Source organism: Streptomyces roseus (assembly GCF_001044425.1).
Taxonomy (GTDB): domain Bacteria; phylum Actinomycetota; class Actinomycetes; order Streptomycetales; family Streptomycetaceae; genus Streptomyces; species Streptomyces roseus.
The window spans coordinates 135,787-150,810 of sequence record NZ_LFML01000161.1; the positions used below are offsets into that span (position 1 = coordinate 135,787).

A 15,024-nucleotide genomic window follows, 5' to 3' on the forward strand; every position below is an offset into this window, starting at 1 on the left:
GGACGCGCACCGCGCGCAGGGGCTTCGGAGGTGGCGGGATGGCCGAACAGCCGTGGGGGCAGCCGTATCCGGTACGCCCGCAGCAGCAGGCACACGGGCAGGTGTACGGGCAGGCGTGGCAGCCCGCGCCCACCCCGCAGGCCGCGATGCGGGCCTCGCACACCGACCGGGACCGGACGGTGGACGTGCTCAAGGCCGCGTACGCCGAGGGCCGGCTCTCCCGCGAGGAGTACGGTCAGCGCTTCGACGCCGTGTACAAGGCGCAGACGTACGGCCAGCTCGGGCAGCTGGTCGCGGACCTGCCGGCCGGGCCGGTGCCGGGCACGTTCGGCGCCGCCGCCGGGCTGCCCGCCGCGTACGGGTCGATGCCGATGCCGATGCCCATGCCGCTGCCCATGCCCCTGCCCCCGCGCCGGGTCAACGGGATGGCGATCACCTCGCTCGCCCTCGGCGTGCTGAGCCTGCCGACCCTCGGGGCCGCCGGCCTCGGCGCCGTGGCCACCGGCCACGTCGCCAAGGCGCAGATCCGGGCGCGGGGCGACGAGGGCACCGGGCTCGCGACGATCGGGCTGGTGCTCGGCTGGCTGTCCGTGGGCGGCTGGGTGCTGCTCTTCCTGCTCGCCGGCTTCGGGGTCCTCGACTGAGGTGGGCCGCCGGGGCGGCGGATCTCGTCGTTCCGCCACCGGTGGCCCTCACCGGCGGCCCGATAGTATGCGTGGCGGCACGCGCCGAGGCCGTCCCACACCGTCCTTGAGCGGGCCCGGAGCCGGGCAGTGGATCGCCGGGAACGACGGCCGGCCGTCGCGCCGAGCACCGACCAGCAGTAGGGACACCGTCAGTGACAGTCAGTACCGAGGGGTCGGCGGCCGTGCGCCCTGTTCCCCCGAGCGGACCGGCCTCGCACGCCCCGGGCGGCTCGAAGTCCTCGGATGCGGACCGGGCCGGAGCCCCGCGCGGCGCCCTGCGCTCCCGCGGCGGGCTCCTGCTGCTGGAAGCCGCCGTGGCGTTCGCCGCGGCGCTGCTCCTCCCGCTGCTGGCACGCGGCTTCAAGCTCAACCCGCTCAACCGGATCGCGCAGGTCAGCGGTCTGGCAGCGATCCAGCTGCGGTTCGCGCTGGTCGGGCTCCTGTTCATCGGCGCCGTGGTGCTGGCGATGCGGCTGCGCGGCGGCCGCCACTTCGACCTGGCCACGCGCCTGGCCGCCGCCGCCCTCGCGGGTCTGGCCAGCGGCTTCGTCGCGGCGGGCGCCGTCGTCGCGCTGCTGGGCACGCCGTGGCCGATGTTCGGCCTCAACGGCGACAGCGGCCGCATCGTCGAATGGGCCCACGCCGTCGCGAACGGACAGCCGTCGGGCTCGCCGGTCTACCCGCCGATGCCTCTCTACACGCTCGGCCACTACGCCGAGTGGTTCCGCGGGGGCAACACCGCGTACGCGTTCAAGGACCTCCAGATCCTGGGCGCCGCCGCCTTCGGCCCGCTCGTCTACCTCGCCTGGCGGATGCTGCTGAGCCCCGTACGGGCGCTGGCCTTCGGGGTCGTGCCCGCGTTCGCGCTGATCGACTCGTACAAGCCGTACAGCCAGACCGTGCTCGTCCTGCTGATCCCCGTGCTCGTGGCGATGGTCGTGGCGCTGCGCCGCAGCGGTACGCAGGGCTGGCGTCCGCTGCTGCTCACGGGCGCCGGTTTCGGCGCGGTGCTGGGCGTGCTGTTCCTCACGTACTCGGGCTGGTTCCTGTGGAGCGCCGCCGGCGTGCTGTTCGCCGCCCTGCTGTACTTCCCGTGGAAGACCGGCCGGCTCAAGGGCGCGGCCTTCATGGGCAGCGCGCTGGCGGCGTTCCTCGTGGTGGCCGGGCGCTACCTGATGGTCATGCTGAAGGAAGGGCAGACCACCAAGGACTACAACTTCCGCTTCGACAACTTCACCGACCCGGCCTACTACCTGATGTGGCGCACCGACATGCCCGGCAAGGTGGGCGACTGGCCGCCGCCGGGGGAGTTCGGCGGGGTCGGGCTGTTCGCCCTGGTGACCTTCGTGTGCCTGGGCGTCGCGATCTGGCTGGGCCTGCGCAAGCCGCTCGTCGTCACCATCGCCGCGATGTTCATCAGCGCGTGGGTCATGCGCATGTACATCGCCTCGCACATGTACGAGACGCAGACCGTCCAGCTCTACACGCGCACCAACAACCAGCTGCTCTACTGCGGGCTGATCCTGTGCGCGCTGGTGGCGCACCTGGTCTCGCTGAAGCTGGCCGAGCGGCGCACGGCTTCCGGGGCCACCGGGGCCATCGGGTCCGCCGAAGGCGCCCCGCCCGCGACCGCAGGCGACGGCTCCTCGGCTCCCGCCGCGGTCCGCACCGGCTTCCCGGGCCGCGAGGGCGCCGTGATCGGCACCCTGTGCGCCCTGCTCCTGCTGCTCGGCACGGTCTCCTCCTCGATGTCCGACCGCTACATGCCTGCGCAGGACGGCACCTACCGCATCCTGCCCTGGGTCTCACACACCATCCGGCAGCAGGACGGGAAGTGTCCGAAGTTCGCGCCGAAGCACGAGTGCTCCAAGGACGGCGACCAGAGCTGGCTGAGCTACATCCGATGATCAGAGGGAAGCGATGATCTCCGCACTGACGCGCCTGGCCGACTGGTCGGCCCGGACCCCGAAGCGGCTCTGGGCCATCGCCTTCGCGCTGTTCTTCACGCTCGCGGCCTCTTGGTCCGTCGCCACCCCGCTCGGCGGCTCCCCGGACGAGCACGCCCACTTCATCCGCGCGGCCGCCGTCGCCCGGGGCCAGATCGGCGGCACCGAGGTGATGGTCCCGCACATGGTGGCGGGCATCGAGGGCGAGTTCGCCGAGACCGGAGTGCGGCTGCCCGAGTGGTACAAGCCGCTGCCCAAGCAGCACGAGTGCTACGCCTGGCACGAGGACAGGCCGGCCTCCTGCGCGCCCGCGATCGGGCACTCGGAGAAGACCGTCCAGGTCACCACGGCCGCCGGCCGCTACCACCCGGCGTACTACCTCGTGACCGGCTGGCCGAGCCTGCTCGTCGACGGCCCCAAGGGGCTGTACCTGATGCGGCTGGTCTCGGCGGCGCTGTGCTCGGCCCTGCTGGCCAGTGCGGTCGTCACGGCCGCCGAGTGGCGGCGGCGGCGCTCGGTGGCACTGCTCGGCGTGTTCACCGCGGCCACGCCGATGGCCCTGTACATGGCCGGCATGGTCAACCCCAGCGGCGGTGAGATCGCCGCCGGCATCCTCGTGTGGACGGCCCTGCTCTCCGTCCTGGTGTCGCCCGATCCGCGGCTGCTGAACCGGCGGCTGGCCAGGGTCGGCATCGGCGGGCTCGTCCTGATCAACATCCGCCCGCTGGGCCTGATCTGGTTCTCCGGCGCCGTCTTCTTCGGTCTGCTGCTCGCCCACCGCGGTGTCCTGCGCTCGGTGCTGCGCCGCAAGGCCCTGTGGGTGTGGACCGCGCTGCTCGGTCTGGCCACGGCCGGCGCGCTGCTCTGGGCCGGGGCGCATCCCGACAACTCGGTGATCAACACGCCCACGTCGCTCACCGCCAAGGAAGCGGCGCGGCAGACCTTCGGCAACACCGAGACGTACGTCCACCAGATGCTCGGCTACTTCGGCTGGCTGGACACGCCGGCGCCCGCCTTCACCTGGCTGGTCTGGCTCGGCGTGATCGCGGTCGTCACCGGGCTGGCGCTGGCGTACGGCCGGGGTCGCGAGGCGGTGGCGCTGGTCGGCATGCTCGTGGCCATCGTGGTGGTGCCGGTTGCGGCCCAGGCCTCCCAGGCGGAACAGCTGGGCATGGTCTGGCAGGGCCGCTACCTGCTGCCCTTCGCCGTGGGCCTGCCGCTGATGGCGGCGCTGATCTGCGCGAGCCGGGCGCCCGAGCAGGGGTTCCCGTGGCGCAGGCTCGTCGGTTTCGGCGTCGCCGGGCTGGCGCTGGCGAATGCGGCGGCGTTCTTCTGGGCGCTGCGCCGCTTCGCGGTTGGCGTCAACGGGCCCTGGGTGCCCTTCTCGGCGCACTGGGCACCGCCGGGCGGCTGGGTCCTGTGGACCGCGCTCTACACGGCGGCGGCGTTCGCGCTGGTGCTGCCGGCGCTGGTACGGGACCGGGAGCCCGTCGCGGTGGAGGACCCCGCGCGGCGGGACGAGGACACCCCGCGCACCGGACGGCACTCGAAGGTGCCCGCGATCGGCTGACGGTCCGGCCGGAGGCGGCCCGGCCGCCTTCGGCCCGCCCGCCGAAAGGCCGCCCGTCTCGGGGCCGCCCGTCTCGGGGCCGCCCGTCCGTCAGGCGCCGATGTCGGCCGTCACCACCGAGGCCGTACGGTCGTCCGCCTCGGCCAGCGGCAGGCCGCCCGGAGCCCACACCGCCGAGCGGCCGCAGCCGGTCCACCGGCCCGCCGGACCGACGTGGTTGGCGACCACCACGTACAGGTTGTGCTCGTCTGCGATCCCGGGGTACACCGTGGCCAGCTCCCGGATCCCGTCGCCCGTCCCGTACAGGGAGCTCGCCAGGTGGACCCGGCAGCCGTCGGCCGCCGCGCTGTCGGTGACCTCCGGGAAGTGGTTGTCGTAGCAGACGCCGAGCGAGAAGCGGATGCCGCCGAGCGTGAAGCGGCCCGGGCTCCCGCCCGCCGCGAACACCCCCTGCTCGTGCCCGTACAGGTGCTGCTTGGCGTACGTGGTCACATGGCTGCCGTCCGCCCCGTAGACCAGGGTCGCCAGGGCGGGCAGCGGGCCGGCCGTGCGCAGCGCCGCGTTGACCGCGACGGCGATGCCGGCGGAACGCAGCGGATCCAGCCGGGGGTCCTCGGCGTCGGCCAGCCACAGCCCGGGGTCGGCGGCGAGGGCGTCCAACTCGTAGCCGGTGAGGGTCAGCTCGGGGAAGACGACGAGTTCGGCGCCCTGCGCCCGGGCCTCGGCGGCGAGGGCGGCGCTGCGCTCCGTGTTGGCGGACAGGTCGGCCGGGACGCAGGTGAGCTGCGCTGCTGCGATCTTCACGGCCCCAGCATGCCAGCCCGCCGCCGGGCCCCGGGAGCCCCCTACGCCGCGGCCTCCGGCCCGCGCAGCAGGGTCAGGAAGGAGCGGAAGGCGGCCGGCATGTCCACGGACTCCGGGGCGAGCAGCCACTGGTACTGGAGGCCGTCCATGACCGCGGTCAGCAGCGGGGCGGCCTGCTCGGGGGTCAGGCCGGACGGCAGCCGCTCGCCGAACTCGGCGCGCAGCACCGCCGCCATCTCCGAGCGCACCTGCGCGTAGCGCTCGGTGAAGAACCGACGCGCCGGATGCCCGTCCGTGACGCTCTCGCCCAGCAGCGCCGAGAACGTCTGCACGATGCCGGGGCGCATGGCGTTGTACTCCACCAGCGAGGCCAGCAGGTCCAGGCGCCAGGCGCCGGCCGAGGCGCGCGAGCCGCCGCCGGTGTCCCAGCGGTCGCGCTCCTCCAGCACCGCGACCAGCAGCGTCTCCTTGGTCGGGAAGTAGTGCAGCAGCCCCTGCTGGGTCAGGCCGACGCGCTCGGCCACCGCGCCCAGCGACGCACCGCGGTAGCCGCGCTCCGCGATCACCTCGACCGCCGCGCGGACGATGTCGCCGCGCCGCTCCTCGCTCCTGGCCCTGGCCATCGCTCCGGTACCTCTTCCGCTCACGCCATGCCCGCCCCGGTGGCGGGAGCGTACGTACGGTATCCGAATGTCACGAAGACATCACGAACCCTACCGTCCTACCGGTATCGGGTCCAGGATGGAGGCGACCCCTGCGGCGGCACCCGCACCACCCGCGATGCCCCCACCCGCACGTACGCACCCCATGAGGAGGCACGGCCGTGACCGATGCCGATCAGGTCCGCCACGACGCCGTGGAAGCGGCGCTCGGCAAGCTGGACCTCGACACCAAGGCCCGCCTCCTGGCCGGCCGGGACATGTGGTCCCTGCCCGCCGTTCCCGGGATCGGGCTGGAGTCCCTGGTCATGTCCGACGGCCCCATCGGGGTCCGCGGCGTGCAATGGACCGCCGACGACCCGTCCATCGCCCTGCCCTCCCCGTCGGCCCTCGCCGCCGCCTGGGACCCCGCGCTCGCCCGCCGGGCCGGCCGGCTCCTCGCCCAGGAAGCCCGCCGCAAGGGCGTCCACGTCCTCCTCGCCCCCACCGTCAACCTGCACCGCTCCCCGCTCGGCGGCCGCCACTTCGAGTGCTACTCCGAGGACCCGTACCTGACCGGGGCCATCGGCTCCGGCTACGTGAACGGCGTCCAGGACGGCGGCGTCGCCACCACGGTCAAGCACTTCGTCGGCAACGACGCGGAGACCGAGCGGTTCACCGTCGACAGCGTCATCGCCCCGCGCCCGCTGCGCGAGCTGTACCTGGCGCCCTTCGAGACGATCGTCGCCGACGCCCGTCCCTGGGGCATCATGACGGCCTACAACCGGGTCAACGGCACCACGATGACCGAGAACGGGTACCTGGTGAACGAGGTCCTGCGCGGCCAGTGGGGCTTCGACGGGTACAACGTCTCCGACTGGATGGCCGCCCGCTCCACCACCGGCGGCATCCTCGGCGGCCTCGACGTCGCCATGCCCGGACCGCGTACCGTGTACGGGCCCGCCCTCGCCGAAGCCGTCCGGGCCGGCGAGGTCCCGGAGTCGGCCGTGGACGGGGCCGTGCGCAACGTCCTGCGCCTCGCCGCCCGCGTCGGGATCCTGGAGGGCGCTCCGGCCGCCGTCGCCGAGGTCCCGGCCCCGATCGACGGCCAGGCGCTGGCCCGCGAGCTCGCCGCCCGCGGCTTCGTCCTCGTACGCAACGAGAACGGGGCCCTGCCGCTGGACGCGGCCCCCGGCCGCACCGTCGCCCTGCTCGGCGCCGCCGCCCGCGACGCCCGCGTGCTGGGCGGCGGCTCGGCCACCGTCTTCCCCGAGCGGATCGTCTCCCCGCTGGACGGGCTGGGCGCCGCCCTCCCGGACGGGGCCCTGACCTTCCGCGTCGGAGCCGACCCCTGCGATGAACTCACCCCCGCCGGCCAGGGCTTCGAGCTCCGCGCGATCTGCCGCGACGCCTCCGGCGCCGTCCTCGGCGAGGGCGGCCTGCCGACCGGCCAGGTCCAGTGGATCGGCGAGGACCTGCCCGCCGGAGCCTCGTACGCGACCATGGCGAGCATCGAGGTCACCGGTACGTTCGTGCCGCGCGAGAGCGGCGAGCACGCCTTCGGCACCCGCGGGCTCGGCGCCTTCGCCCTCGCGGTCGGCGGCGAGACCCTCTGGGACGGCGTCCAGCCGATGGGCAACGAGGCCGACCCCTTCGAGGCCTTCTTCGGCGCCCCCAGCGAGCGCTGCCGCGTCGCGCTCACCGAGGGGGAGCCCGTCGAGGTCTCGCTGACCTACCAGGTGCCCGACACCTCCTCCCTGCCGATGCGGGCGATCATGTTCTCGCTGCTCCACCTCGGCCCGCGGCGCGACGCCGACGAGCTGATCGCCGAGGCCGTGGCGGCCGCCCGCGCCGCCGACACCGCGGTCGTGGTCGTCGCGACCACCGAGCGCGTGGAGTCCGAGGGCTTCGACCGGAGCGACCTGCGTCTGCCGGGCCGCCAGGACGACCTCGTGCGCGCCGTCGCCGCCGCCAACCCGAACACCGTGGTCGTCGTCAACGCGGGCTCCCCGGTCGAGCTGCCGTGGCGCGAGGAGGTGGCCGCCGTACTGCTGACCTGGTTCCCCGGGCAGGAGGGCGGGGCCGCGCTGGCCGACGTACTCCTCGGGCGCGCCGAGCCGGGCGGGCGCCTGCCCACCACGTGGCCCGCGCGCCTCGCCGACGCGCCGGTCACCGAGGTGACCCCGGCCGGGGGGCGCCTGGAGTACGCCGAGGGCCTCTTCATCGGCTACCGGGCGTACGAGCGCCATGGCGTCGCCCCGGCCTACCCGTTCGGGCACGGCCTCGGCTACACCGACTGGGCGTACGAGTCCCTGGAGGTCACCGGCGCCACCGCCCGGGTCCGCCTCACCAACACCGGCGCCCGGTCCGGCCGAGAGGTCGTCCAGATCTACGTCGCTCCCGCCGACCGGGCCTGCGACCGCGCCGGGGGCACCACCGTGGAGCGTCCCGCGAGCTGGCTGGCCGCGTTCGCGGGCGTGGAGGCGGGCCCCGGCGAGAGCGTCGAAGCCGAGATCGCCCTGCCCGCCCGGGCCTTCGAGGTCTGGGACGAGGAGGCCGGCCGCTGGCAGCGGATCGGCGGGGCCTACGAGGTCCGCGCGAGCCACGCCCACGGCGACACGCGCCTGACGGCGACCCTGGAGATCCAGAACCGCCGGGGTGGCCGGAAATCACCCACGCACCGGACCGGGGGCGGGCCCTGACTCCCGCCCCCGGTCCCACGGCCCTCGCACGTCAGCGCGGCGGCTCGGCCGCCGTCACCTGGCGGTGCGCCAGCTCCGCGAGCCGCGCCTGACCGTCCTTGCCCGGGTGGAACCAGTCCCAGCGGCTCAACTGCTCCGCGGAGAACGGGTACTGGAAGACGGCTCCGCCGTCGTAGCGGCACAGCGCGTCCTTCGCGCAGACCTCGCGCAGCACCTCGTTGTACTCGACCACCCGCGCCCGCACCTGCTCGCGCCGGGACGTCGCCCCGGTGGCCAGCGACAGCGGGTCCGCGAGCATCGACTGACAGATCCCCAGTTTCCAGATCTGCCGCACCATCGGGGCGTCCTTGCCCTGCTCCCACAGCCGCTGGAGGTCCGGCACGCTGGAGACGTACACCTGGGAGGAGGGGGAGGCGGTGCGCAGGCCCGCGAGGGCCTTCTCGAACCCGGCCCGGAACTCCGCCACCGGCGTCATCGACGAAGTCGTGGGCCGGCAGGCGTCGTTCGAGCCCACCATCACCGTGACCAGGTCGGGCCTGTGCTGCGCGGCCGAGGCCAGCTGCCCCGGCAGGTCCGCCATCCGGGCCCCCGTCACCGCGTAGTTCCAGCTGCGCGCCGGCACCCCGGCCTCCCCGAGGAGCCGGGCCGCGAGCGAGTGGACGGCGGGGTCGTTCCCGGTGGCCCAGGAGACCTCCGGGCAGTCCGCCAGTACGGAACAGGCGTCGAAACCCCGGGTGATGGAATCGCCGACGGCGGCCACCGACGCGGGCGCGGTGTTCCAGCGCGGCCGGGCCTGCGACCCGCGCTCACCCTCCGTGTCCGACCCGCCCGACTGACACCCGCTCAGCACCCCGGCCAGGAGGACCGCCGACGCGCCCGCCCCCGCGAGCCTCCGGCGCCGGGACGTGCGCGCGCGGCGTCGCATGGCGGTGGTGCGCATCTGGTGGTTCCCTCCTCGTCGCCCCGGGCCCTCCGGGGCCTCCTGCTGAGTGAATGCTCTGCGTTTGGCAGCCTCGGACCGACCGTACGTCACACCATGACCCCCGGCGCACGGTAGCTTTTTCCCGTGGCGTTTCGGCCGCAGGTCCCGTTGCGCATTGTCAAATAATTTCCGTTACATTACATCACGTCACATACTGTCCGTTTTCTGGAGTTTATTCCCGACCTCGTCCCATACTGGAGGTCCCGGTGACGACACGTGGAGTCCTGTACGTGCACTCCGCTCCGCGCGCGCTCTGCCCGCACGTGGAATGGGCTGTTGCGGGGGTGCTCGGGGTGCGGGTGAACCTCGACTGGATCAGGCAGCCCGCCTCCCCCGGCACCTGGAGAGCCGAGTTCTCGTGGCAGGCCGAAGCGGGCACCGCCTCGAAGCTGGCGTCCGCCCTGCGCGGCTGGCACCTGCTGCGTTTCGAGGTGACCGCGGAACCCTGCCCCACCGCCGAGGGTGAGCGCTACAGCTCCACCCCCGAGCTCGGCATCTTCCACGCCGTCACCGGCATGCACGGCGACATCCTGATCCCCGAGGACCGGCTGCGCGCCGCCCTCGCCCGGTCCGCCCACGGCGAGACCGACCTGGAGGAGGAGATCGCCAAGCTGCTCGGCAAGCCCTGGGACGACGAACTGGAGCCCTTCCGCTACGCGGGCGAGGGCGCCCCGGTCCGCTGGCTGCACCAGGTCGTCTGAGCCCCGGGCGTACGGAGCGCGGGGCTGCGCGAAGGGCCCGCCCGGCGAGTGCCGGGCGGGCCCTTTCGTGCGTACTGCCCCGCGGACTAGACCGTCCGGAAGGCGAGGGTCACGTTGTGACCGCCGAAGCCGAACGAGTTGTTGATCGCCGAGATCGGGCCGTCGGCCGGCAGCTTGCGCGGCTCGCCGACGACGATGTCCGCGTCGATGTCCTCGTCGAGCTCGTCGACGTTGATGGTCGCCGGGGCGATACGGTGGTACAGCGCGAGCACGGTCGCGACGGTCTCGATGCCGCCGGCGCCGCCCAGCAGGTGGCCGGTCATCGACTTGGTCGCGGAGATCGCGATGTGGTCGAGGTCGTCGCCCAGGACCTTGCGCAGGGCCTTCAGCTCCGCCGTGTCACCCTGCGGGGTCGACGTGGCGTGCGCGTTCAGGTGGACCAGCTCGGCCGGGTCCAGACCCGTGTTGTCCAGCAGGTTCTGCACGGCGGCCGCGACACCGCGGCCGGTCGGCTCCGGCTGCGCGATGTGGTGGCTGTCCGCGGACAGACCCTGGCCCAGCACCTCGCAGTAGACCCGGGCGCCGCGCGCGGCGGCGTGCTCGGCGGACTCCAGGATGACGACGCCCGCGCCCTCGCCGAGGACGAAGCCGTCGCGGGCCTTGTCGTACGGGCGGGAGGCCTGCTGCGGGTTCTCGTTGTTCTTGGACATCGCCATCATGTTGGCGAAGGCCGCGATCGGCAGCGGGTGGATCGCGGCCTCGGTGCCGCCCGCGACGACCACGTCGGCGCGGCCGGTGCGGATCATCTCGACCGCGTAGCCGATGGCCTCGGCGCCCGAGGCGCACGCGCTGACCGGGGTGTGCACGCCCGCCTGGGCGTTGACCTCCAGGCCGACGTTGGCCGACGGGCCGTTCGGCATGAGCATGGGGACGGTGTGCGGGGAGACCCGGCGCACACCCTTTTCCTTCAGCACGTCGTACTGGTCGAGCAGGGTGGTGACGCCGCCGATACCGGAGGCGATCACGGTGCCCAGGCGTTCGGGCAGGATGGCGGCGTCCTCGCCCGCCGGGGCGGTGTAGCCGGCATCGGCCCACGCCTCACGTGCGGCGATGACGGCGAACTGGGCCGAGCGGTCCAGCTTGCGGGCCATCGGGCGGGGCAGGACCTCGGAAGGGTCCACAGCGGCCGGGGCGGCGATACGAACCGGGAGTTCGGCGAAGCGCTCGCCCTCAAGGGGCTTCACGCCGGAACGACCGGCGAGCAGACCTTCCCAGGTCGAAGCGCTGTCGCCACCCAGCGGAGTGGTTGCGCCGATACCGGTGACGACCACGGTGCGATTGGTCGGGCTCACAGGAATTCTTTCTCCACGTCTCAGAGGGTGCTGAATTGTCACGGCGCCACCGCCGGGTGGCGACAAACGCTCGTCAGGCTCAGGCCTGGTGGTTCAGGATGTAGTCCGCGGCGTCGCCGACCGTCTTGAGGTTCTTGACGTCCTCGTCCGGGATCTTGACGTCGAAGCGCTCTTCGGCGGCGACGACGACCTCGACCATGGAGAGCGAGTCGACGTCCAGGTCGTCGGTGAACGACTTACCGGCCTCGACGTCCTCGACGGGGATGCCGGCGATCTCGTTGACGATCTCCGCGAGACCCTCGATGATCTCTTCCTGCGTGGCGGCCATGTGGCGCTCCTTCTATAGCTAACTGGGTGAAACGGGGCGGGATGTGGATCCCGGGCCCTAGGGGAGGGTAACGACCGTCGCGGCGTAGACGAGCCCCGCCCCGAAGCCGATGACGAGCGCGGTGTCGCCGCTCTTCGCAGCTCCGGTCGCCAGGAGCCGCTCCATGGCGAGCGGGATCGAGGCGGCCGACGTGTTGCCGGTGGTTTCCACGTCGCGGGCGACCGTGACGTGCTCCGGCAGCTTCAGAGTCTTCACCATCGAGTCGATGATCCGCATGTTTGCCTGGTGCGGGATGAAGACGTCCAGGTCCTCCGCGGTGATCCCGGCCGCGTCGAGCGCCTGTTGGGCCACCTTGGCCATCTCGAAGACGGCCCAGCGGAAGACCGCCTGACCCTCCTGCGTGATGGCCGGAAACTTCTGGTCACTGTCCGTGCTGCGGTACTCGTCCCACGGCACGGTCTGCTTGATCGTCTCGGACTTGTCGCCCTCCGAACCCCACACCGTGGGGCCTATGGCGGGCTCCTCCGAGGGGCCGACGACCACGGCGCCGGCGCCGTCGCCGAACAGGAAGGCCGTCGCGCGGTCCTCCAGGTCGGTCAGGTCCGACAGCCGCTCCACGCCGATCACGAGGACGTACTGCGCCGAGCCCTCGATGACGAGGCCCTTGGCCAGCGTCAGGCCGTAGCCGAAGCCGGCGCAGCCCGCGGAGATGTCGAACGCGGCGGGCTTGACCGCGCCGATGCGGTGCGCGATCTCCGTGGCGACGGCCGGGGTCTGCTTGAAGTGCGAGACCGTCGAGACGATCACGGCGCCGATCTGCTCGGGCGCGACGCCGGCATCGGCCAGCGCCTTGCCGGAGGCCTCCACCGACATCGCGGCGACGGTCTCCTGGGGCGAGGCCCAGTGCCGGGTCGCGATGCCGGAGCGGGAGCGGATCCACTCGTCGGACGAGTCGATCGTCTCCAGGATGACCTCGTTGGAGACCACGCGGGTCGGGCGGTAGCCGCCGACGCCGAGAATACGGGCGTACGGGGAGCCCTTGGCAGGCTTGATCTTCGACATGCTGTGTGGGCTCCTTCTCTCAGACCGCGTGCTCGGCGAGGAGCGCGGCGGCCTTTTCGAGATCGTCCGGGGTCTTCAGGGCCACGGTCGGCACGCCCTTGAGCGCGCGCTTGGCCAGACCCGTCAGGGTGCCACCCGGGCTGAGCTCGATGATCCCGGTGACACCCAGCTCGCCGAACGTCTCCATGCACAGGTCCCAGCGGACCGGGTTCGCGACCTGGCCGACCAGGCGGGCGACGACGTCGGCGCCCGTGGCGACGACGCGGCCGTCCTTGTTCGAGACGTACTTGAGCTCCGGGTCGGCCGGGGTGAGGGCCTGCGCGGCCTTCTCCAGCGTGGCGACCGCGGGAGCCATGTGGTGCGTGTGGAAGGCGCCCGCGACCTTGAGGGCGACGACCTTCATGGAGCCCGCGGGCTTCTCGGCCGCCAGGGCCTCGATCTGCTCCATCGTTCCCGCGGCGACGATCTGGCCCGCGCCGTTGATGTTCGCCGGGGTCAGCCCCAGCTTCTCCAGGTGCGCGAGGACGACCGCCTGGTCGCCGCCGAGCACCGCGGCCATGCCCGTCTCGGTGACGGCGGCGGCCTCGGCCATCGCCAGACCGCGGGTCCGTACGAACGACAGCGCGTCCGCGTCGGACAGCACACCGGCGTACGCGGCGGCGGTGATCTCGCCGACGCTGTGGCCCGCCACGGCGCCGAAGGCCGTACGGGCGCCCAGGGCGGAAGCGGACAGGAGACCGGCGGCCACCAGCAGCGGCTGCGCCACCGCCGTGTCGCGGATCTCGTCCGCGTCCGCCTTCGTGCCGTAGTGGGCAAGGTCGAGCTCGATGGCGTCCGACCAGGCGGCGACGCGGTCAGCGGCGCCGGGGAGGTCGAGCCAGGGAGTCAGGAAGCCGGGCGTCTGTGCGCCTTGGCCGGGAGCGACGAGTACGAGCACCCTCACACTCTCTCTTGCGGACGGTCCCCGCCGCCCGTGGGGACAGGGACGAAGAACCGTCGGGGTAATTGTTGATGTCCGACAAAAGTCTAGGACTGCGGATCGCCGTCGGCCAGACGCCCGAGGATCAAGGCGATCCGCAGCGTGAACGCGGATCGGACATCGGACGGTGACCAGCCGGTGACGTCGGTCACACGTCGCAGCCGGTAGCGCACCGTGTTCGGGTGCACGAACAACATCCGTGCCGCCCCCTCCAGGCTGCTCGCCTGCTCCAGATAGACGCTCAGCGTCTCCAGCAACGCGGAGCCCGCCTCCTCCAGCGGTCTGTAGATCTCCTCCACCAACTGCTCCCTGGCGGAGGGATCCGACGCGATCGCGCGCTCGGGCAGGAGATCGTCGGCGAGCACCGGCCGCGGGGCGTCCTGCCAGGCCGTACAGGCCTTCAGCCCGGCCGCCGCGGCCTGCGCCGACTTGGTCGCGTTCAGCAGATCCGCCACCACCGGACCCGCCACCACCGGACCGGCCGCGAACGGGCCGATCAGCGACTTGGCCACCTGGAGCGGGTTGTCGCTGCCGCCCGCGATCACGACGAGGCGGTCCCCGAGCACGCCCGTCAGGACCTGGAGCTTGTGGTGCCGGGCCGCCCGCCGGATCGCCTCCACCGTCAGCTCGCTGTCGCCCTCCGGCGCCGTGCCGAGCACCACGCACACGTGCTCCGGCGAATTCCAGCCAAGTGCGGCGGCCCGCGACAGGGCCCCCTCGTCGGCCTCGCCCGACAGCACCGCGTTCACGACGAGGGACTCCAGGCGGGCGTCCCACGCCCCGCGCGCCTCGGCGGCCTGCGCGTACACCTGGGCCGTCGCGAACGCGATCTCCCGGGCGTACACCAGCAGAGCCTCGCGCAGGATCGACTCGTCGCCCGGGGCCGCGACCTCCTCGATCGCGGTCTCCATGACCTCGATCGTGGTGCGGACCATCTCCACGGTCTGGCGCAGCGTGATCGCCCGGGTCAGCTCGCGCGGAGCCGTCCCGAACACGTCCGTCGAGATCGCCTGCGGAGTCTCCGGGTGCCGGAACCACTCCGTGAACGCGGCGATGCCGGCCTGCGCGACCAGGCCGATCCAGGACCGGTTCTCCGGGGGCATCGCCCGGTACCACGGCAGGGTCTCGTCCATGCGCGCGATCGCGTTTGCGGCGAGCCGGCCGGAGGACTTCTCCAGTCGGCGCAGCGTCGCGGAGTGCGGATGGGCGGGAGCGGGATGCGCGGGGGAATGCTCACGTTCGGGTTGGGGCACGGGACAAGACTGCCTTATCGG

Annotated in this window: 13 protein-coding genes; 5 read left to right on the top strand and 8 right to left on the bottom strand. The window is 72.9% G+C overall.

Features of this window, described 5'->3' with window-relative positions; translation table 11 throughout:
- Positions 1-38 precede the first annotated feature (38 nt).
- From ACS04_RS33730 to ACS04_RS33740, 3 genes are all read left to right on the top strand, one after another.
- Entirely contained in the window at positions 39-644 is a 606-nt protein-coding gene (locus ACS04_RS33730) for a DUF1707 and DUF4190 domain-containing protein (protein WP_245236683.1), read from the top strand.
- 194 nt (positions 645-838) lie between these two features.
- Positions 839-2,593: a hypothetical protein gene (locus tag ACS04_RS33735; RefSeq protein WP_158977789.1), complete on the top strand. Its 1,755-nt coding sequence runs from the start codon at positions 839-841 to the stop codon at positions 2,591-2,593.
- Positions 2,594-2,606: 13 nt separating this feature from the next.
- Complete coding sequence (locus ACS04_RS33740) at positions 2,607-4,202, top strand: DUF2142 domain-containing protein (RefSeq protein WP_048480667.1); 1,596 nt, start codon at positions 2,607-2,609, stop codon at positions 4,200-4,202.
- 90 nt (positions 4,203-4,292) lie between these two features.
- Here the strand turns inward: ACS04_RS33740 and ACS04_RS33745 are convergent, their stop codons facing one another.
- Complete coding sequence (locus ACS04_RS33745) at positions 4,293-5,006, bottom strand: carbon-nitrogen hydrolase family protein (protein ID WP_048480668.1); 714 nt, start codon at positions 5,004-5,006, stop codon at positions 4,293-4,295.
- Positions 5,007-5,047: 41 nt separating this feature from the next.
- On the bottom strand, positions 5,048-5,629 hold the full coding sequence (locus ACS04_RS33750; RefSeq protein WP_048480669.1) for a TetR/AcrR family transcriptional regulator: 582 nt from the start codon (positions 5,627-5,629) through the stop codon (positions 5,048-5,050).
- Between the two features lie 200 nt (positions 5,630-5,829).
- On the opposite strand from ACS04_RS33750, the gene ACS04_RS33755 reads away from it, so the two are divergent.
- Entirely contained in the window at positions 5,830-8,346 is a 2,517-nt protein-coding gene (locus ACS04_RS33755; protein ID WP_048480670.1) for a beta-glucosidase family protein, read from the top strand.
- A 31-nt stretch (positions 8,347-8,377) separates the two neighbouring features.
- On the opposite strand, the gene ACS04_RS33760 is transcribed toward ACS04_RS33755, so the two are convergent.
- Positions 8,378-9,286: an SGNH/GDSL hydrolase family protein gene (locus tag ACS04_RS33760; protein ID WP_048480671.1), complete on the bottom strand. Its 909-nt coding sequence runs from the start codon at positions 9,284-9,286 to the stop codon at positions 8,378-8,380.
- A 248-nt stretch (positions 9,287-9,534) separates the two neighbouring features.
- On the opposite strand from ACS04_RS33760, the gene ACS04_RS33765 reads away from it, so the two are divergent.
- On the top strand, positions 9,535-10,029 hold the full coding sequence (locus tag ACS04_RS33765) for a DUF3145 domain-containing protein (RefSeq protein ID WP_048480672.1): 495 nt from the start codon (positions 9,535-9,537) through the stop codon (positions 10,027-10,029).
- Between the two features lie 86 nt (positions 10,030-10,115).
- On the opposite strand, the gene ACS04_RS33770 is transcribed toward ACS04_RS33765, so the two are convergent.
- The 5 genes from ACS04_RS33770 to ACS04_RS33790 all read right to left on the bottom strand — a co-directional run bounded on the left by ACS04_RS33770 (position 10,116) and on the right by ACS04_RS33790 (position 15,003).
- The gene (locus tag ACS04_RS33770; RefSeq protein ID WP_048480673.1) at positions 10,116-11,381 is read right to left on the bottom strand and encodes a beta-ketoacyl-[acyl-carrier-protein] synthase family protein; all 1,266 of its coding nucleotides are present in this window, start codon (positions 11,379-11,381) and stop codon (positions 10,116-10,118) included.
- A gap of 79 nt (positions 11,382-11,460) precedes the next feature.
- Positions 11,461-11,709 (bottom strand): acyl carrier protein, encoded by a 249-nt coding sequence (locus ACS04_RS33775; RefSeq protein WP_048480674.1) that lies wholly within the window; start codon positions 11,707-11,709, stop codon positions 11,461-11,463.
- 57 nt (positions 11,710-11,766) lie between these two features.
- On the bottom strand, positions 11,767-12,771 hold the full coding sequence (locus ACS04_RS33780) for a ketoacyl-ACP synthase III (RefSeq protein ID WP_048480675.1): 1,005 nt from the start codon (positions 12,769-12,771) through the stop codon (positions 11,767-11,769).
- Positions 12,772-12,790: 19 nt separating this feature from the next.
- Positions 12,791-13,708 carry an ACP S-malonyltransferase gene (locus ACS04_RS33785; RefSeq protein WP_048480676.1) on the bottom strand — a complete coding sequence of 306 codons (918 nt, stop codon included), beginning with the start codon at positions 13,706-13,708 and terminating at the stop codon, positions 12,791-12,793.
- 89 nt (positions 13,709-13,797) lie between these two features.
- Complete coding sequence (locus tag ACS04_RS33790) at positions 13,798-15,003, bottom strand: PucR family transcriptional regulator (RefSeq protein ID WP_048480677.1); 1,206 nt, start codon at positions 15,001-15,003, stop codon at positions 13,798-13,800.
- Between the last annotated feature and the right edge of the window lie 21 nt (positions 15,004-15,024).